Source organism: Enterobacter cloacae complex sp. AR_0002 (assembly GCF_001922365.1).
In the GTDB taxonomy this organism is placed as follows: Bacteria; Pseudomonadota; Gammaproteobacteria; order Enterobacterales; family Enterobacteriaceae; genus Enterobacter; species Enterobacter hormaechei_C.
The window spans coordinates 2,099,326-2,118,814 of sequence record NZ_CP018814.1 but is presented as its reverse complement, the minus strand read 5'-3'; the positions used below and the strand labels follow the sequence as shown (position 1 = coordinate 2,118,814).

Here is a 19,489-nt window from a genome sequence, read left to right as displayed (position 1 = left end):
CAGGATAATGAAACTCGAATTCTCAGTTTATCGTTATAACCCGGATGTAGACGATGCTCCGCGTATGCAGGATTACACCCTCGAAGCGGAAGAAGGTCGCGACATGATGCTGCTGGATGCCTTAATCCAGCTGAAAGAGAAAGATCCTACGCTGTCGTTCCGTCGCTCCTGCCGTGAAGGGGTGTGTGGTTCTGACGGTGTGAACATGAACGGCAAAAATGGCCTGGCCTGCATCACGCCAATTTCAGCGCTAAACCGCCCTGGCCAGAAAATTGTTATCCGTCCTCTGCCTGGCCTGCCGGTCGTGCGTGATTTGGTGGTGGACATGGGGCAATTCTATGCACAATATGAGAAGATTAAGCCTTACTTATTGAATAATGGGCAAAATCCACCCGCTCGCGAGCACTTACAGTCTCCTGAGCAGCGTGAAAAACTCGATGGGTTGTACGAGTGTATTCTCTGTGCATGCTGTTCAACGTCATGCCCGTCGTTCTGGTGGAATCCGGATAAATTTATCGGCCCTGCGGGTCTGCTGGCTGCCTATCGCTTCCTGATCGACAGCCGCGATACCGAAACCGAGAATCGTCTGGAAGGGCTAAGTGACGCTTTCAGCGTATTCCGCTGCCATAGCATCATGAACTGCGTCAGTGTGTGTCCTAAGGGGCTGAACCCAACGCGCGCCATCGGCCATATTAAGTCGATGTTGTTGCAGCGCAGTGCGTAAGTAGTGAGAGGGGAGCGCTGTTCCCCTCACCCTAACCCTCTCCCAAAGGGAGAGGGGACAGATTGCAGAAACCTTTAAAAACTGCCCTGAAGTTTAGACAGTTTCTAAAGGTTCCTTCGCGGGCCAAATGAAAAGAGCTCGCAGGTGAACCCCGGCACGTACACGTGGTGTGCGTGGTAGTTTCTACGGCGAAAGTAAGCATAAAAATGCTTAAGGGATCACGATGCAGAACGGCGCAATGAAAGCCTGGCTGGACTCTTCTTACCTCTCTGGTTCAAACCAGAGCTGGATAGAACAGCTCTATGAAGACTTCTTAACCGATCCTGACTCAGTGGACGCAAACTGGCGTTCCATGTTCCAGCAGTTGCCTGGTACAGGGGTCAAACCGGATCAATTCCATTCAAAAACACGTGATTATTTCCGTCGTCTGGCGAAGGATGCCTCACGTTACTCTTCTGCGATTTCCGACCCTGACACCAATGCGAAGCAGGTAAAAGTCCTGCAACTTATCAACGCTTATCGCTTCCGTGGTCACCAGCATGCGAATCTCGATCCGCTGGGACTGTGGCAGCAGGAACGTGTAGCGGATCTCGATCCGGCTTATCACGATCTGACCGAGGCCGATTTCCAGGAAAGCTTTAACGTAGGTTCTTTTGCCATCGGCAAAGACACGATGAAGCTGGGCGATCTGATTGACGCGCTCAAGCAAACCTACTGCGGCTCCATCGGCGCGGAATATATGCACATTACCTCCACCGAAGAGAAACGCTGGATCCAGCAGCGTATCGAATCCGTGGCAGGCCACGCGAATTTCTCAGCAGAAGAGAAAAAACGTTTCCTCAGCGAACTGACCGCAGCGGAAGGCCTTGAGCGCTATCTGGGCGCGAAATTCCCTGGCGCAAAACGCTTCTCACTGGAGGGCGGCGATGCGTTAGTCCCGATGCTGAAAGAGCTGATTCGTCATGCCGGTAAGAGCGGTACGCGCGAAGTGGTGCTGGGCATGGCGCACCGTGGACGCCTTAACGTGCTGGTTAACGTGCTGGGTAAAAAGCCGCAGGATCTGTTCGACGAATTTGCGGGTAAACATAAAGAGCACCTCGGCACCGGTGACGTGAAGTACCACATGGGCTTCTCGTCAGATATCGAAACCGAGGGCGGTCAGGTTCACCTGGCGCTGGCATTTAACCCGTCGCACCTGGAAATCGTTAGCCCGGTGGTTATCGGTTCCGTGCGTGCGCGTCTGGATCGTCTGGACGAGCCGAGCAGCAATAAAGTGCTGCCAATCACCATTCACGGTGATGCGGCGGTCACAGGGCAGGGCGTGGTTCAGGAAACCCTGAACATGTCGAAAGCGCGTGGTTATGAAGTGGGCGGTACCGTTCGCATCGTAATCAACAACCAGGTGGGCTTCACCACCTCTAACCCGCTGGATGCGCGTTCCACCCCGTACTGCACCGACATCGGTAAAATGGTTCAGGCGCCAATTTTCCACGTTAACGCGGATGACCCTGAAGCCGTTGCTTTCGTTACCCGTCTGGCGCTGGACTTCCGTAACACCTTCAAGCGCGACGTGTTCATTGACCTCTTCTGCTACCGCCGTCACGGCCACAACGAAGCGGATGAGCCAAGTGCAACCCAGCCGCTGATGTACCAGAAAATCAAAAAACATCCGACGCCGCGTAAAATCTATGCTGACAAGCTGGAAAGCGAAAAAGTGGCGACGCTGGAAGATGCGACCGAAATGGTCAATCTTTATCGCGACGCGCTGGACGCGGGTGAATGCGTGGTCAAAGAGCTGCGTCCAATGAACATGCACTCCTTTACCTGGTCGCCGTACCTCAACCACGAGTGGGACGAGAGCTACCCGAACAAGGTTGAGATGAAGCGTTTGCAGGAGCTGGCTAAACGCATCAGCACCGTGCCGGAAGCGATCGAGATGCAGTCCCGCGTGGCCAAGATCTATGGCGATCGCCAGGCAATGGCGGCGGGTGAGAAGCTGTTCGACTGGGGCGGCGCGGAAACGCTGGCCTATGCGACGCTGGTTGACGAAGGTATTCCGGTTCGTCTGTCCGGTGAAGATGCGGGTCGTGGCACCTTCTTCCACCGTCACGCGGTTGTACACAACCAGTCTAACGGTTCAACGTATACTCCGCTTCAGCACGTGCATAACGGTCAGGGCCAGTTCAAGGTCTGGGACTCCGTGCTGTCAGAAGAAGCGGTTCTGGCCTTCGAATACGGCTATGCCACCGCAGAACCCCGCACCCTGACTATCTGGGAAGCGCAGTTCGGTGACTTCGCCAACGGTGCGCAGGTGGTTATCGACCAGTTCATCTCCTCCGGTGAGCAGAAGTGGGGCCGTATGTGCGGTCTGGTGATGCTGCTGCCGCACGGCTATGAAGGACAAGGGCCGGAGCACTCCTCCGCGCGTCTGGAGCGTTATCTGCAACTCTGCGCCGAGCAGAACATGCAGGTTTGCGTGCCGTCGACCCCAGCTCAGGTTTACCACATGCTGCGTCGTCAGGCGCTGCGCGGTATGCGCCGTCCGCTGGTAGTCATGTCGCCAAAATCCCTGCTGCGCCATCCACTGGCGGTCTCCAGCCTGGAAGAGCTGGCAAACGGCACCTTCCTGCCGGCCATCGGTGAAATTGACGAGCTGGATCCGCAGGCCGTTAAGCGTGTCGTAATGTGTTCTGGTAAGGTTTATTACGACCTGCTGGAACAGCGCCGTAAGAACGATCAGAAAGATGTCGCCATCGTGCGTATCGAACAGCTTTATCCGTTCCCGCATCAGGCGATGCAGGAAGTGCTGAAACAGTACGCTCACGTTCATGATTTTGTCTGGTGCCAGGAAGAGCCGCTCAACCAGGGCGCATGGTATTGCAGCCAGCATCATTTCCGTGAAGTGATTCCATTTGGGTCTGCCCTGCGTTATGCAGGTCGCCCGGCCTCCGCCTCTCCGGCGGTAGGGTATATGTCCGTTCACCAGAAGCAGCAACAAGATCTGGTCAATGACGCGCTGAACGTCGATTAATTAAAGGATACATAATGAGTAGCGTAGATATTCTTGTTCCCGACCTGCCTGAGTCCGTAGCAGATGCAACCGTCGCCACCTGGCACAAAAAACCAGGCGACGCGGTAACCCGTGACGAAGTGCTGGTAGAAATCGAAACTGACAAAGTGGTACTGGAAGTACCGGCTTCAGCGGATGGCATTCTGGATGCAGTCCTGGAAGATGAAGGTACGACCGTCACTTCTCGCCAGATCCTGGGTCGCCTGCGTGAAGGTAACAGCGCGGGCAAAGAGTCCAGCGCCAAATCTGAAGAAAAAGCGTCAACCCCGGCCCAGCGCCAGCAGGCGTCTCTGTCCGATCAGACCAACGACGCGCTCAGCCCGGCGATCCGTCGCCTGCTGGCTGAGCACAGCCTCGATCCGGCAGCCATCAAAGGCACCGGCGTGGGTGGCCGTCTGACGCGCGAAGACATCGACAAGCATCTGGCAAAAGCGCCTTCTGAGGCGAAAGCGGAAGCGAAAGCCCCTGCGGCAGCACCAGCGGCACAGCCCGCTCTGGGCGCACGTAGCGAAAAACGCGTGCCAATGACCCGCCTGCGTAAGCGCGTGGCCGAGCGTCTGCTGGAAGCGAAAAATTCCACCGCGATGCTGACTACCTTCAACGAAGTCAACATGAAACCAATCATGGACCTGCGCAAGCAGTACGGTGACGCGTTTGAAAAACGTCACGGTATCCGTCTGGGCTTCATGTCCTTCTACGTGAAAGCGGTAGTTGAAGCGCTGAAACGCTACCCGGAAGTGAACGCGTCTATCGATGGCGATGACGTGGTTTACCACAACTACTTCGATGTCAGCATGGCGGTTTCTACTCCACGCGGCCTGGTGACCCCGGTTCTGCGTGACGTAGATACCCTGGGTATGGCTGACATTGAGAAGAAAATCAAAGAGCTGGCCGTGAAAGGCCGCGACGGCAAGCTGACCGTTGAGGACCTGACCGGCGGTAACTTCACCATTACCAACGGCGGTGTGTTCGGCTCGCTGATGTCTACCCCGATCATCAACCCGCCGCAGAGCGCGATCCTGGGTATGCACGCCATTAAAGATCGTCCAATGGCGGTAGACGGTAAAGTGGAGATCCTGCCGATGATGTACCTGGCGCTCTCTTACGATCACCGCCTGATCGACGGCCGCGAGTCCGTAGGCTTCCTGGTTGCCATTAAAGAGCTGCTGGAAGATCCAACGCGTCTGCTGCTGGACGTCTAGTTTTTGCAGTCTTGCCCGGCGGCGCGTTGCTTGCCGGGCTTACAAAAGCACTACCTAACGATTACCTGAAGGATGGATAGAACACATGAACTTACATGAATATCAGGCCAAACAGCTGTTTGCCCGGTATGGCTTACCGGCTCCGGTGGGTTATGCCTGTACTACCCCGCGTGAAGCAGAAGAAGCCGCGTCTAAAATCGGTGCCGGCCCGTGGGTAGTTAAATGTCAGGTTCACGCTGGTGGCCGTGGTAAAGCGGGCGGTGTGAAGGTTGTTAAGAGCAAAGAAGAGATCCGTGCGTTTGCTGAACATTGGCTCGGCAAGCGTCTGGTAACCTACCAGACAGATGCGAACGGCCAGCCGGTTAACCAGATCCTGGTTGAAGCGGCGACCGACATCGCGAAAGAACTGTACCTCGGCGCAGTCGTAGACCGTAGCTCCCGTCGCGTGGTGTTCATGGCGTCTACCAAAGGCGGTGTGGAAATCGAAAAAGTGGCGGAAGAGACCCCGCACCTGATCCACAAAGTGGCTATCGATCCGCTGGCGGGCCCAATGCCTTACCAGGGTCGTGAGCTGGCGTTCAAACTAGGTCTGGAAGGCAAGCTGGTTCAGCAGTTCACCAAGATCTTCATGGGTCTGGCGACCATCTTCCTGGAGCGCGATCTGGCGCTGATCGAGATCAACCCGCTGGTGATCACCACCCAGGGCGACCTGATCTGCCTCGACGGCAAGCTGGGCGCTGACGGCAACGCGCTGTTCCGCCAGTCCGATCTGCGCGAAATGCGCGACCAGTCTCAGGAAGATCCGCGTGAAGCGCAGGCTGCACAGTGGGAACTGAACTACGTGGCGCTGGATGGTAACATCGGCTGCATGGTTAACGGTGCGGGTCTGGCAATGGGCACCATGGACATCGTTAAGCTGCACGGCGGTGAGCCAGCGAACTTCCTCGACGTGGGCGGTGGCGCAACCAAAGAGCGCGTAACCGAAGCGTTCAAAATCATTCTCTCTGACAGCAACGTGAAAGCGGTTCTGGTGAACATCTTCGGCGGTATCGTACGTTGCGACCTGATCGCCGACGGTATCATCGGCGCGGTAGAAGAAGTGGGCGTTAACGTTCCGGTTGTTGTACGTCTGGAAGGGAACAACGCTGAACTCGGCGCGAAAAAACTGGCTGACAGCGGCCTGAATATTATTGCAGCGAAAAGTCTGACGGATGCAGCTCAGCAGGTTGTTGCCGCAGTGGAGGGGAAATAATGTCCGTTTTAATTAATAAAGATACCAAGGTTATCTGCCAGGGCTTCACCGGTAGCCAGGGGACTTTCCACTCCGAACAGGCAATTGCCTACGGTACGCAGATGGTAGGCGGCGTAACGCCAGGTAAAGGCGGCACCACGCATCTGGGCCTGCCGGTGTTCAACACCGTGCGTGAAGCGGTAGAAGCGACGGGCGCGACCGCGACCGTGATCTACGTTCCGGCGCCGTTCTGCAAAGACTCTATTCTGGAAGCGATCGACGCAGGCATTAAGCTGATCATCACCATCACCGAAGGTATCCCGACGCTGGATATGCTGACCGTGAAGGTGAAGCTGGACGAAGCAGGCGTGCGCATGATCGGCCCGAACTGCCCAGGCGTTATCACCCCGGGCGAATGCAAAATCGGCATCATGCCGGGCCACATTCATCGCCCAGGCAAAGTGGGCATTGTGTCCCGTTCCGGTACCCTGACCTATGAAGCGGTTAAGCAGACCACCGACTACGGTTTCGGCCAGTCCACCTGCGTGGGCATCGGCGGTGACCCGATCCCGGGCTCTAACTTCATCGACATCCTGAAGCTGTTCCAGGAAGATCCACAGACCGAAGCGATCGTGATGATCGGTGAGATCGGTGGTAGCGCGGAAGAAGAAGCGGCTGCTTACATCAAAGATCATGTGACCAAGCCGGTGGTGGGTTACATCGCGGGTGTGACCGCGCCGAAAGGCAAACGTATGGGTCACGCGGGCGCGATTATCGCAGGCGGTAAAGGTACGGCTGATGAGAAATTCGCAGCACTGGAAGCCGCAGGCGTGAAAACCGTTCGCAGCCTGGCGGATATCGGTGAAGCACTGAAATCCATCATTAAGTAAGTCCTCTCTGCTCCCCGTATGGGGCGCGTTGAAGTATAAAAAAATGTCCGTTTCGACATGGTTGGCCGCTGTAAAGCGGCCTTTTTTTATTGTCTGCGTTTAGCCACCATAGTGAATTTATAGTCGTCGGAGTTAAACACGTTGCGACTGTATTCAAATATCCGGCCGTCTTTCAGAAAGCCACGGGAGACTTTTTCCAGAATCGGTTTTGCCGGATCGAGCGCCAGGGCGGCAATCGCCTCGTCCGATGGCATGACTGGCACCAGCTCCTGCTCGCTGCGATCGATAACCATCTTTTTGATCTGCTCAATGTAATGGTATTTCGACTGTTCCATCACTTCCCAGGTGAGGTCGGGGAACATCGCCAGCGGCATCCATGTCTCTTCCAGATTCACCGGCTTTTCCCTGATGAAGCGTACGCGCTTGACGTGCCAGACCTTATCATTTGGATTGAGCGCCAGTTTTGCCGCGAGCCGCTCATCGGCTTTCACCACTTCGAAGACGCTGACGTCGCTGTGCGTATCGACGTTGCGATCCGCCAGCTTTTCGTAAAAGCCGGTGAGCTGGTAAATATCGTAATTCACCCGCTCCTCTTTTACATACGAGCCGCTGCCCTGAATGCTTTCAATGATCTGCTCGTCGGCGAGCAGCTTCAACGCCTGCCGCACGGTGACACGGCTGACGCTAAACGCCTCCTGAAGGCTGGATTCTGTCGGCAGCGCGTCGCCAGGTTTTAACTCACCGGCATTAATTTTCTCGCGGAACGCATCGGCGATCTGCCGGTACATCGGTTTATTGCCCATTGTGTCGCGCCTTTTTAATACGTTTTCAGGGAATTATGCCTTCAGCGGCGGATTTGTAAATAATACAAATAAGATACAAATTTCGGTGTTAGTGAAAATGATCACATAAATGTCTTATTGGCTCTGCCACAATTCTCCCCAGACAAAAACTTTGGATAGGTGAGGATCTTTATGAACCTGACGACTCTGACCGACCCCCGTGCTGTCTGCGAGCAGGCGCAGTTTACCAGCCTTGATGAGGCAATCCGCCAGCTTGCGACGCGGCTGGTAGCGTTGGGCAAAATAGCCGACGCCGATACGTTTCTGGCAGACGTTTTCCATCGGGAATCGCTTGGCCCGACGGCGCTGGGCGAGGGGCTGGCCGTACCTCATGGTAAATCAGCGGCGGTAAAGGAAGCGGCTTTTGCCGTGGCCACACTGTGCGAGCCGCTGGCCTGGGAAGGCGTGGACGGACCGGAGGAGGTCGAGCTGATTTTTCTGCTCGCCATTCCCCCCGCACAAGCGGGGTCAACGCATATTCAGGTCCTGACGGAACTGACGTCTCGCCTGGCGGATGACGATCTCAGGGCGCGCGTGATGACGGCGACCAGCGCGGAAGCGGTGCTTGCAGCGCTGGAAACGGCGCCTGAGGCGCAAGAAACCGCCGTTGCGGAGAATGCCCCGACGATCGTCTGCGTTACCGCCTGTCCGGCCGGGATCGCCCATACCTACATGGCAGCGGAATATCTCGAAAAAGCGGGACGAAAGCTCGGCGTCAATGTGGTGGTCGAAAAGCAGGGGGCAAACGGTATTGAGGGGCGCATCACCGCGCAGCAGTTGCAGGAGGCAAAAGCGTGTATCTTCGCGGCGGAAGTGGCGATTAAAGAGCGCGAGCGTTTTCAGGGGATCCCCGCCATTTCCGTGCCCGTCGCGGAACCCTTGCGCCATGCGGAAGCGCTCATTGAGCGTGCGCTGGCGCTACAGCCTGTATCCGATGCGCGTCCTGCGCACGTCGACACGGACGCGAAAAAGTGCGTTAAAACCGAACTCAAGCAGGCGCTGCTCAGCGGTATCTCCTTTGCGGTGCCGCTGATTGTCGCTGGCGGCACGGTGCTGGCCGTGTCGGTACTGCTGGCGCAAATCCTGGGCTTGCAGCATCTGTTCGATCAGGAAAATTCGTGGCTGTGGATGTACCGCAAACTGGGCGGCGGGATGCTCGGTATTCTGATGGTGCCTGTTCTGGCGGCCTACACCGCTTACTCGCTGGCGGATAAACCTGCGCTAACGCCAGGCTTTGCGGCGGGTCTTGCCGCCAATATGATCGGCTCCGGCTTTCTGGGGGCCATCGTCGGCGGGCTGATTGCGGGCTACCTGATGCGCTGGGTGAAAAACCACATCCGGCTGAGTAGCCGCTACAACGGCTTTCTGACCTTTTATCTTTATCCGGTGATTGGCGTGCTGGGCGCAGGCAGCCTGATGCTGTTTGTGATCGGCGAACCGGTGGCCTGGATCAATAACGCCCTCACCGCCTGGCTTAACGGTCTGTCCGGCGCGAACGCGCTGCTGCTGGGGGCGATCCTGGGCTTTATGTGCTCGTTCGATCTGGGCGGTCCGGTCAACAAAGCCTCTTACGCGTTCTGTCTGGGGGCGATGGCCAATGGCGTATACGGGCCTTATGCGATTTTTGCCTCCGTCAAAATGGTATCGGCCTTTACCGTGACGGCATCAACGATGCTGGCTCCGAACCTGTTCAAACAGTTCGAAATTGAAACCGGCAAGTCCACCTGGCTGCTGGGGCTGGCGGGCATCACCGAAGGAGCAATTCCGATGGCTATCGAGGATCCGTTGCGGGTCATCGGCTCATTTGTTCTGGGGTCAATGGCGACCGGAGCGATTGTCGGGGCGATGGGGATTGGGCTATCCACCCCGGGCGCGGGCATTTTCTCTCTCTTCTTACTGCATGATGCCGGGCTGGGTGGCGTGATGGCCGCTGCCGGCTGGTTTGGCGCCGCGCTGATTGGCGCCGCAATCTCTACGCTCATTTTACTCCTCTGGCGACGCCAGGCCGTGAAGAGCGGCACCTACGTGACTGAAGACATAACATCCTAAACACGCACTGACAGGAAACGAAGATGAAAGCTGTATCTCGCGTTCATATCACGCCACATATGCATTGGGACCGGGAGTGGTACTTCACCACCGAAGCGTCACGTATTCTTCTGGTCAATAATATGGAAGAGATCCTTACCCGTCTTGAGCAGGACGCAGAGTATAAATACTACGTTCTCGACGGCCAGACGGCGGTGCTGGAAGATTATTTTGCCGTGAAACCGGAAAACAGGCCACGCGTGAAGGCGCTGGTGGCGGCCGGGAAGCTGATTATCGGGCCGTGGTATACCCAGACGGACACCACCCTTGTCTCCGGCGAGTCGATTGTCCGAAATCTGATGTACGGCATTCGCGACTGTCTGGCCTTTGGCGAGCCGATGAAAATTGGCTATCTGCCGGACTCCTTCGGCATGTCTTCCCAGCTGCCACACATTTACAACGGTTTTGGCATCACGCGCACCATGTTCTGGCGCGGGTGTTCCGAGCGGCATGGTACCGATAAAACCGAATTTCTCTGGCAAAGTCAGGACGGCAGTGAAGTGACGGCACAGGTGCTACCGCTGGGCTACGCGATTGGTAAGTACTTACCGGAGGATGAGGCCGGGCTGCGCAAACGGCTCGACACGTACTTCGAGGTGCTGGAAAAAGCCTCCGTGACGAAAGAAATTTTGCTGCCTAACGGCCATGATCAGATGCCGCTCCAGCAGAACATCTTTGCGGTGATGGATAAGCTGCGCGAAATCTATCCGCAGCGTCAGTTTGTGATGAGCCGCTTCGAGGAGGTGTTTGACCACATTGACGAGCACCGCGATGAACTGGCGACGCTGAAAGGGGAGTTTATTGACGGTAAATATATGCGGGTGCACCGGACAATAGGCTCCACGCGAATGGACATCAAAATCGCCCACGCCCGGATAGAGCATAAAATCGTCAATGTCCTTGAGCCGCTGGCCACGGTTGCCTGGACGCTGGGCTTTGAGTATCACCACGGCTTGCTGGAAAAAATGTGGAAAGAGATCCTCAAGAATCACGCCCATGACAGTATCGGCTGCTGCTGTAGTGACAAAGTGCATCGTGAGGTGATGTCACGCTTCGAGCTGGCGGAAGACATGGCCGATAACCTGACATGCTTCTATATGCGCAAGATTGTCGACAACATGCCGCAGTGCGAGGAAGACAAACTGGTGATGTTTAACCTCACGCCCTGGCCGCGTGAGGAAGTGATTAACACTACGATACGCCTGCGCGCCAGCCAGTTCCGCCTGCTGGACGATAGGGGGAATGAAATCCCTTACTGCCTGCGCAGCGCGCGTGAAATCGACCCCGGCTTAATAGACCGGCAGATTGTGCATTACGGCAACTACGATCCCTTTATGGAGTTTGATATCCAGCTCAACCAGATCCTGCCATCAATGGGTTACCGCACGCTCTATATCGAGCCGCACGTGGCTGGCAAGCTGCTGGCGCCAGAAACAACGTCGGAGGCATTACTGGAAAATGCTTTCTGGGAAATAACGTTAAACGACGACGGCACCCTGCGTCTGCTCGATAAAGCGTCCGGGCTTATCTATGACCGTGCGCTGGAAATAGAAGAGAGCTCGGATGATGGCGATGAGTACGACTACTCGCCTTCACGGGAAGAGTGGAGACTCACTTCCGCGCAGGGCGAGCATGAGGTTGACGTGATCCACGAGGTCTGGCAGAGCAGGGCGGTGATCCGCCATCGCATGGCGGTGCCGGCGGATCTCGCTGAACGTTCTGCGCGTCAGCAGACGGGAACGCTTGAGGCAGAGCTCACGGTCACGCTCAGCCATAACAGCCGACGTATCGACATTGAGGCGCGTCTCGGAAATCACGCGGATGACCACCGTGTTCGGGTGTTGATCCCGACGCCCTTCACCGCAGACACGGTGTTAGCTGATACCCAGTTCGGTTCGCTGACGCGACCTGTACAGGATGAAGCGATGGCGAACTGGCAGGAGGAGGGCTGGAAGGAAGCGCCGCTGCCGGTGTGGAATCTGCTTAACTACGCGGTGCTCCAGGAACGGCGTAACGGGATGGCGCTGTTTACCGAAGGGTTACGCGAATTTGAAGTGACTGGCGAGCGTCAAAAAACGTTTGCCCTGACGTTGCTTCGCGGCGTGGGGGTACTTGGGAAGGAAGATTTACTGCTGCGCCCCGGCAGACCGTCCGGGATCAAAATGCCGGTGCCTGATTCGCAGATGCGGGGCCAGTTAACCTGTCGCTTTAGCCTGTTCAGTTTTAATGGTACGCCCGTCAGTGCTGGTGTTGCGCAGCAGGCGAAGTCGTGGTTAACGCCAGTGCACTGTTATAACAAAATTCCGTGGGATGCGATTAAGCTTAACCGCGCCTCTTTCACCACCCCCTGTAGCTATAGTCTGCTAACGCTGGCGCCTAACGGATGCGTACTCAGTGCGCTGAAAAAAGCGGAGGATCGTGACGAGATGATTCTTCGTCTGTACAACCCTTCGGAGACCCGCTCCTGTGACGTGGCTTTGTCTGTGAACCGTGAGATCCAGGCCTGCTGCGAAACGAACATGAATGAGGTGTACAAGGCGCAAGGGGAAGAGGGCTCAGCCATTACGGGGTCTTTCCGGCCAGGCCAGTCACGTACCTTCAGCATAAAAATTGAAAGGTAAGCCTCAAAATAAAATAAAGGCCGCATTCCTGCGGCCTTTATTTCATCAAATAGTCACGAAAGGGTGTTAATTTTAAGATTATTAAAAGTGAATAAAATGTAATCGTTTCAGCAGGTAGCAAAGCGAAAGAAAAATACTGTGAAGCAGATAACATTATATGTTTATCTTCCGGCAAAATGCGTTTTTTCACGCGCGTTAATAAAAATCACAACTGTTTATATTATCTTCTGGCTTTTATAACCATCAACGCCTTTAAATGTACATATCATTAACAAGGTTTTTACTATCCGCACTACAAAGAAACATCATTAACAGCTCTGGCTGTTTTTGATTTAAATCAATGTTTAATCCTTGGAAAAAGGCTCTAAAAGGCGTTAAATTGTTCCCGATCAAAATGGCCGAAAAGTGGTAATTTTGCTATAAATTGATCGCCGTCGAAAAACGTAAATCTGTTCGAATAAAAACCTGTTTATTGTAAGGGTTTTGCAGCGTATTATATTTACGGGATCAATTTGGTTTTTTCTTAACGTATTTGTAACCTTTCATCATTGCTTTTTCCTCATGTAGAGAATAAGCAACGAAGAAGGGAAGCAGATAACTTTGTATTGGGGCATGCGTGTGGATCCTTATCTAACGGGGTTCACTCTCGGAGTCTTCATGCGATGAGCAAGGAGTCATAATGTTAGACGTAGTCGAACTGTCGCGCTTACAGTTTGCCTTGACCGCGATGTACCACTTCCTGTTTGTGCCGCTGACGCTCGGTATGGCGTTCCTGCTGGCCATCATGGAAACGGTTTACGTCCTCTCCGGCAAACAGATTTATAAAGATATGACCAAGTTCTGGGGCAAGTTGTTTGGTATCAACTTTGCGCTGGGCGTGGCAACCGGTCTGACCATGGAGTTCCAGTTCGGGACAAACTGGTCTTACTATTCCCACTATGTGGGGGATATTTTCGGTGCGCCGCTGGCCATTGAAGGTCTGATGGCCTTCTTCCTCGAATCCACCTTTGTAGGTCTGTTCTTCTTCGGTTGGGACCGTCTGGGTAAAGTCCAGCATATGGCGGTAACCTGGCTGGTGGCATTAGGCTCCAACTTGTCCGCACTGTGGATCCTGGTGGCGAACGGCTGGATGCAAAACCCAATCGCATCTGATTTCAACTTCGAAACCATGCGTATGGAGATGGTCAGCTTCGCTGAGCTGGTCCTGAACCCGGTTGCCCAGGTTAAATTCGTTCACACCGTGGCGTCTGGCTATGTGTGCGGCGCGATGTTCGTGCTGGGCATCAGCTCCTACTATATGCTGCGCGGCCGTGACTTCGCGTTCGCCAAGCGTTCTTTTGCTATTGCAGCAAGCTTCGGTATGGCCGCGATTCTGTCCGTTATTGTTCTGGGTGATGAATCCGGTTACGAAATGGGCGACGTGCAGAAAACCAAACTCGCCGCAATTGAAGCTGAATGGGAAACCCAGCCGGCACCGGCAGCGTTTACCCTGTTCGGCGTGCCTGACCAGGAAGCGCAGGAAAACCGCTTCGCCATTCAAATTCCTTACGCTCTGGGTATTATCGCCACGCGCTCCGTCGACAAACAGGTGACTGGCCTGAAAGATCTGATGGTGCAGCATGAAGAGCGTATCCGTAACGGGATGAAAGCTTACTCGCTGCTGGAACAGCTGCGCGCCGGCTCTACCGACCAGGCCGTTCGCGATCAATTTAACGACGTGAAGAAAGACCTCGGTTACGGTCTGCTGCTGAAACGCTATACCCCGAACGTCTCTGACGCGACGGAAGCGCAGATTCAGATGGCAACCAAAGACTCTATTCCACGCGTTGCGCCGCTGTACTTCGCGTTTCGCATCATGGTGGGTTGCGGCATTATCATGCTGCTGATCATCGCGGCCTCGTTCTGGTCAGTCATTCGTAACCGTATCGGTGAGAAAAAATGGCTGCTGCGCACCGCGCTTTACGGTATCCCACTGCCATGGATTGCTATCGAGTCCGGCTGGTTTGTTGCGGAATATGGCCGTCAGCCGTGGGCGATCGGTGAGGTGCTGCCAACAGCGGTAGCGAACTCCTCCCTGACCGCAGGCGACCTGATCTTCTCCATGCTGCTCATTTGCGGTCTGTACACCCTGTTCCTGGTGGCTGAACTGTTCCTGATGTTCAAGTTCGCGCGCCTTGGCCCAAGCAGCCTGAAAACCGGTCGCTATCACTACGAGCAGTCTGTTGCGACTACTCAGCCGGCACGCTAAGACAGGAGTCATCAAATGATCGATTATGAAGTATTGCGTTTTATCTGGTGGCTGCTGATCGGTGTTCTGCTGATTGGTTTCGCGGTCACCGATGGTTTCGACATGGGCGTGGGCATGCTCACCCGTTTCCTCGGTCGTAATGACACCGAGCGTCGAATCATGATCAACTCCATCGCCCCGCACTGGGACGGTAACCAGGTGTGGCTGATCACCGCAGGCGGCGCGCTGTTCGCTGCCTGGCCGATGGTCTACGCGGCTGCGTTCTCCGGCTTCTATGTGGCGATGATTCTGGTGCTGGCCTCTTTATTCTTCCGTCCGGTTGGTTTCGACTACCGTTCCAAGATTGAAGACACCCGCTGGCGTAACATGTGGGACTGGGGCATCTTCATCGGTAGCTTCGTTCCACCGCTGGTCATTGGTGTGGCGTTCGGTAACCTGTTGCAGGGCGTACCGTTCCACGTCGACGAATATATGCGTCTGTTCTACACCGGTAACTTCTTCCAGTTGCTGAATCCGTTTGGTCTGCTGGCGGGCGTGGTGAGCGTGGCGATGATCATCACCCAGGGCGCAACCTATCTCCAGATGCGTACCGTAGGTGAACTGCACCTGCGTTCCCGCGCTACCGCTCAGGTGGCGGCGCTGGTGACGCTGGTCTGCTTCGCGCTGGCTGGCGTGTGGGTGGTGTACGGTATTGATGGTTACGTGGTGACCTCCGCGATCAACCATACTGCACCGTCTAACCCGCTGACCAAAGAAGTGGCGCGTCAGGCCGGTGCATGGCTGGTGAACTTCAACAATACTCCTGCGTTGTGGGCTATCCCGGCTCTGGGTGTGCTGCTGCCGCTGCTGACCGTGCTGACGTCTCGTCTGGAGAAAGGCGCTCTGGCGTTCGTATTCTCTTCACTGACGCTGGCATGCATCATCCTGACGGCGGGGATTGCGATGTTCCCGTTCGTGATGCCATCCAGCACCATGATGAATGCCAGCCTGACCATGTGGGATGCAACGTCCAGTCAGTTGACGCTGAACTTAATGACCTATGTTGCTTGCGTGTTCGTACCGATTATCCTGCTCTACACCACCTGGTGTTACTGGAAAATGTTCGGTCGCATCACTAAAGAACATATCGAAAGCAACACCCACTCTATGTACTAAGTAAGGAGCTGAATATGTGGTATTTCGCATGGATTTTAGGGACGCTTCTTGCCTGTGCGTTTGGTGTCATCACTGCCCTGGCGCTTGAGCATGTAGAAGCGACCAAAGCAGGTGAAGAAAAGCACTAATGAATATTATCGCAACCTTATATGCGGTAATGGATAAGCGCCCCTTGAGGGCGCTTTCCCTCATTATGGCATTACTGCTGGCAGGCTGTATCTTCTGGGACCCGTCGCGCTTCGCGGCGAAAACCAGCGAGCTTGAAATCTGGCACGGTTTCCTGATTATGTGGGCTGTGTGCGCAGGCGTGATTCACGGTGTCGGCTTTCGTCCGAAAGCGCTACACTGGCAGGGCATCTTCTGCCCACTGATTGCCGATCTGGTTCTCCTCGCCGGTTTGATTTTCTTCTTCTTCTGAATAAGAAATGTCCGTTAACGTTATGGGCTTACCATGGCCCATAAAAATTTACTCTCCGTTTACTTTCCCCCATTCCAAACCATCATTCCCGCGCGTATAGTAGCGAAGTTTGAAAGCTCCAACTTTTCTTGTATTACCGGGATGTAAAGTGAATACAACGCTGTTTCGATGGCCGGTACGTGTCTATTACGAAGATACCGATGCCGGTGGTGTGGTCTACCACGCCAGCTACGTTGCTTTTTATGAACGGGCACGCACAGAGATGCTGCGCCATCATCACTTTAGTCAACAGGTGCTGTTGGCTGAGCGAGTTGCCTTCGTGGTACGCAAGATGACGCTTGAGTATTTTGCGCCTGCCAGACTCGACGATATGCTCGAAGTTCAAACAGAAATTACATCAATGCGCGGAACTTCACTGGTTTTCACGCAGCGGATAGTCAATGCAGAGAACACGGTACTGAACTCAGCTGAAGTCCTGATTGTCTGTGTTGATCCAACCATAATGAAGCCTCGTGCGCTTCCTAAGTCTATTGTCGCGGAGTTTAAGCAGTGACTGACATGAATATCCTTGATTTGTTCCTGAAGGCAAGCCTTCTGGTTAAACTTATCATGTTGATTTTGATTGGTTTTTCAATCGCATCCTGGGCCATCATCATCCAGAGAACGCGTATCCTTAATGCCGCTGGCCGCGAAGCCGAAGCGTTTGAAGATAAGTTCTGGTCGGGAATTGAGCTTTCTCGTCTGTACCAGGAAAGCCAGGGACGCCGTGATAACCTTTCAGGCTCCGAACAAATTTTCTACAGCGGTTTCAAAGAGTTCGCTCGCTTACATCGCGCTAACAGCCATGCGCCGGAAGCCGTGGTAGAAGGGGCGTCGCGTGCGATGCGCATCTCCATGAACCGCGAACTGGAAAATCTTGAAACGCATATTCCTTTCCTCGGAACCGTTGGCTCCATCAGCCCGTATATCGGCCTGTTTGGTACGGTGTGGGGGATCATGCACGCCTTTATCGCCCTGGGGGCGGTGAAGCAGGCAACGTTGCAGATGGTTGCACCGGGTATCGCAGAAGCACTGATCGCGACCGCAATCGGTCTGTTCGCCGCAATTCCGGCGGTAATGGCGTACAACCGTCTGAACCAGCGCGTGAACAAACTGGAACTGAACTACGACAACTTTATGGAAGAGTTCACCGCGATTCTGCATCGTCAGGCGTTTACCAGCACCGAGAGCAACAAGGGGTAAACCATGGCCAGATCGCGTGGACGAGGTCGTCGCGAGCTCAAGTCCGAAATCAATATCGTTCCGTTACTGGACGTGCTGCTGGTGCTGCTGCTGATCTTTATGGCGACAGCGCCCATCATCACCCAGAGCGTGGAAGTTGATCTGCCGGATGCGACAGAATCACAGGCGGTAAGCACCAATGACGATCCTCCGGTCATCATTGAGGTTTCCGGCGTAGGGCAGTACAGCGTGGTGGTAGAGAAAGATCGTATGGATCAGCTTCCGCCAGAGCAGGTTATTGCTGAAGCGCAACGACGTCTGGAGTCAAATCCGAAGACGGTCTTCTTAATCGGTGGTGCGAAAGACGTACCATATGATGAAATTATCAAAGCGCTGAACTTGCTACATAGCGCGGGCGTTAAGTCAGTTGGCTTAATGACTCAGCCTATTTGATCATCTGCGTAGTTTTTGGGAACCGATAGTGTCAAAGGCAACCGAACAGAACGACAAGCTTAAGCGAGCGATAATCGTCTCCGCAGTGCTGCACGTATTTCTTTTTGCAGCGCTGATCTGGAGTTCGTTCGATGAGCACCTTGATGCATCAGGCGGCGATGGGGGCTCGTCCATCGACGCCGTCATGGTGGATCCCGGTGCGGTAGTGCAGAACTATAATCGCCAGCAACAGCAGCAGGCGAGCGCAAAACGCGCGGAAGAACAGCGTGAAAAACAGGCGCAACAGCAGGCGGAAGAGCTGCGTGAAAAGCAGGCCGCCGAGCAGGAACGTCTGAAGCAGCTTGAGAAAGAGCGTTTGCAGGCGCAGGAAGCCGCTAAAGAGCAGGCGGAGCAGCAGAAACAGGCTGAAGCCGCAGCGAAGAAAGCTCAGGAACAGCAGAAGCAGGCGGAAGAGGCGGCAGCCAAAGCCGCGGCAGACGCGAAGGCGCAGGCAGATGCTCAGGCTAAGTTAGCCGCAGAAGCGGCGAAGAAAGCGGCGGCTGATGCGCAGAAGAAAGCAGAAGCCGAAGCTGCGAAGAAAGCCGCTGCTGATGCGAAGAAGAAAGCAGAAGCCGAAGCGGCGAAAAAAGCGGCCGCTGACGCACAGAAGAAAGCCGAAGCGGAAGCCGCCAAAAAAGCTGCGCAGGAAGCAGAGAAGAAAGCGGCTGCCGATGCTGCGAAAAAAGCGGCCGCCGCCGAGAAAGCTGCGGCAGAAAAAGCCGCCGCTGCGGAAAAAGCCGCTGCTGATAAAAAAGCGGCAGCTGAGAAAGCCGCTGCTGATAAGAAAGCTGCTGCTGAAAAAGCCGCAGCTAAGAAGGCCGCTGCTGCGGAAAAAGCCGCTGCCGCAGGGGTTGACGATCTGCTGGGCGACCTGAGCTCCGGTAAGAATGCACCGAAAACGGGCGGAGGGGCGAAAGGAAGTAACGCAGCACCGGCAGGAAGTGGTAACACTAAGAACAACGGTGCTTCTGGCGCTGAGATCAACGACTATAAGAATCAGATTGCCGCGGCTATTGCCAGCAGACTTAACGATAAATCGCTCTATACCGGGAAAACGTGCCGACTGCATATTAAACTGGCTACGGATGGTATGGTGCTGAGCGTTGAGTCAGAAGGGGGAGATGAAGCGTTATGCCAGGCTGCACTTGTGGCAGTGAATCAGGCAAAACTGCCAAAACCTCCATCACAGGCTGTCTATGAAGTGTTCAAAGACGCTTCGCTGAACTTTAAGCCATAAGCAGAGCTGCTGTTATCGGGTTCTGATAGTTTTGTGTATTTGAGTTTGTT

General features: G+C 54.8%; 16 protein-coding genes. 15 read left to right on the top strand and 1 reads right to left on the bottom strand.

What is annotated here, in order from left to right; translation table 11 throughout:
• The first annotated feature begins 7 nt into the window (after positions 1-7).
• From sdhB to sucD, 5 genes are all read left to right on the top strand, one after another.
• Positions 8-724 (top strand): succinate dehydrogenase iron-sulfur subunit SdhB, encoded by a 717-nt coding sequence (gene sdhB / locus AM329_RS10445; RefSeq protein WP_003858617.1) that lies wholly within the window; start codon positions 8-10, stop codon positions 722-724.
• 223 nt (positions 725-947) lie between these two features.
• A complete protein-coding gene (gene sucA, locus AM329_RS10440) occupies positions 948-3,755 on the top strand; it encodes a 2-oxoglutarate dehydrogenase E1 component (RefSeq protein ID WP_003858615.1) in 2,808 nt (935 codons plus the stop codon).
• Between the two features lie 14 nt (positions 3,756-3,769).
• Positions 3,770-4,996 carry a 2-oxoglutarate dehydrogenase complex dihydrolipoyllysine-residue succinyltransferase gene (gene odhB, locus AM329_RS10435; protein WP_003858613.1) on the top strand — a complete coding sequence of 409 codons (1,227 nt, stop codon included), beginning with the start codon at positions 3,770-3,772 and terminating at the stop codon, positions 4,994-4,996.
• Between the two features lie 85 nt (positions 4,997-5,081).
• Positions 5,082-6,248: an ADP-forming succinate--CoA ligase subunit beta gene (gene sucC / locus AM329_RS10430; protein WP_039264666.1), complete on the top strand. Its 1,167-nt coding sequence runs from the start codon at positions 5,082-5,084 to the stop codon at positions 6,246-6,248.
• Positions 6,248-7,117: a succinate--CoA ligase subunit alpha gene (sucD, locus tag AM329_RS10425; protein ID WP_003858609.1), complete on the top strand. Its 870-nt coding sequence runs from the start codon at positions 6,248-6,250 to the stop codon at positions 7,115-7,117. Before sucC ends, sucD begins: the two co-directional genes overlap by 1 nt.
• An 86-nt stretch (positions 7,118-7,203) precedes the next feature.
• Here the strand turns inward: sucD and AM329_RS10420 are convergent, their stop codons facing one another.
• Positions 7,204-7,920, bottom strand: a complete 717-nt coding sequence (locus tag AM329_RS10420; RefSeq protein ID WP_032608879.1) for a GntR family transcriptional regulator — start codon at positions 7,918-7,920, stop codon at positions 7,204-7,206.
• Between the two features lie 171 nt (positions 7,921-8,091).
• Here AM329_RS10420 and mngA point away from each other — a divergent pair, with 171 nt between their 5' ends.
• From mngA to tolA, 10 genes are all read left to right on the top strand, one after another.
• Positions 8,092-10,008 (top strand): PTS 2-O-a-mannosyl-D-glycerate transporter subunit IIABC, encoded by a 1,917-nt coding sequence (gene mngA, locus AM329_RS10415; protein WP_032608880.1) that lies wholly within the window; start codon positions 8,092-8,094, stop codon positions 10,006-10,008.
• A 23-nt stretch (positions 10,009-10,031) separates the two neighbouring features.
• Positions 10,032-12,668 carry a mannosylglycerate hydrolase gene (gene mngB / locus AM329_RS10410; RefSeq protein WP_032608881.1) on the top strand — a complete coding sequence of 879 codons (2,637 nt, stop codon included), beginning with the start codon at positions 10,032-10,034 and terminating at the stop codon, positions 12,666-12,668.
• Between the two features lie 679 nt (positions 12,669-13,347).
• On the top strand, positions 13,348-14,916 hold the full coding sequence (gene cydA / locus AM329_RS10405; RefSeq protein WP_003858601.1) for a cytochrome ubiquinol oxidase subunit I: 1,569 nt from the start codon (positions 13,348-13,350) through the stop codon (positions 14,914-14,916).
• A 15-nt stretch (positions 14,917-14,931) separates the two neighbouring features.
• Positions 14,932-16,071 (top strand): cytochrome d ubiquinol oxidase subunit II, encoded by a 1,140-nt coding sequence (cydB, locus tag AM329_RS10400; protein WP_003858599.1) that lies wholly within the window; start codon positions 14,932-14,934, stop codon positions 16,069-16,071.
• 14 nt (positions 16,072-16,085) lie between these two features.
• Positions 16,086-16,199: a cytochrome bd-I oxidase subunit CydX gene (cydX, locus tag AM329_RS10395; protein ID WP_003858598.1), complete on the top strand. Its 114-nt coding sequence runs from the start codon at positions 16,086-16,088 to the stop codon at positions 16,197-16,199.
• Positions 16,199-16,489 (top strand): cyd operon protein YbgE, encoded by a 291-nt coding sequence (gene ybgE / locus AM329_RS10390; protein WP_003858596.1) that lies wholly within the window; start codon positions 16,199-16,201, stop codon positions 16,487-16,489. The genes cydX and ybgE overlap by 1 nt, the downstream gene beginning before the upstream one ends.
• 148 nt (positions 16,490-16,637) lie before the next feature.
• Positions 16,638-17,042, top strand: coding sequence for a tol-pal system-associated acyl-CoA thioesterase (ybgC, locus tag AM329_RS10385; RefSeq protein WP_003858593.1), 405 nt, complete (start codon positions 16,638-16,640; stop codon positions 17,040-17,042).
• Positions 17,039-17,731, top strand: coding sequence for a Tol-Pal system protein TolQ (gene tolQ / locus AM329_RS10380; protein WP_003858590.1), 693 nt, complete (start codon positions 17,039-17,041; stop codon positions 17,729-17,731). Before ybgC ends, tolQ begins: the two co-directional genes overlap by 4 nt.
• Positions 17,732-17,734: 3 nt before the next feature.
• The gene (tolR, locus tag AM329_RS10375; protein ID WP_003858589.1) at positions 17,735-18,163 is read left to right on the top strand and encodes a colicin uptake protein TolR; all 429 of its coding nucleotides are present in this window, start codon (positions 17,735-17,737) and stop codon (positions 18,161-18,163) included.
• 28 nt (positions 18,164-18,191) lie between these two features.
• Positions 18,192-19,439, top strand: coding sequence for a cell envelope integrity protein TolA (gene tolA, locus AM329_RS10370; protein WP_023315652.1), 1,248 nt, complete (start codon positions 18,192-18,194; stop codon positions 19,437-19,439).
• Positions 19,440-19,489 lie beyond the last annotated feature (50 nt).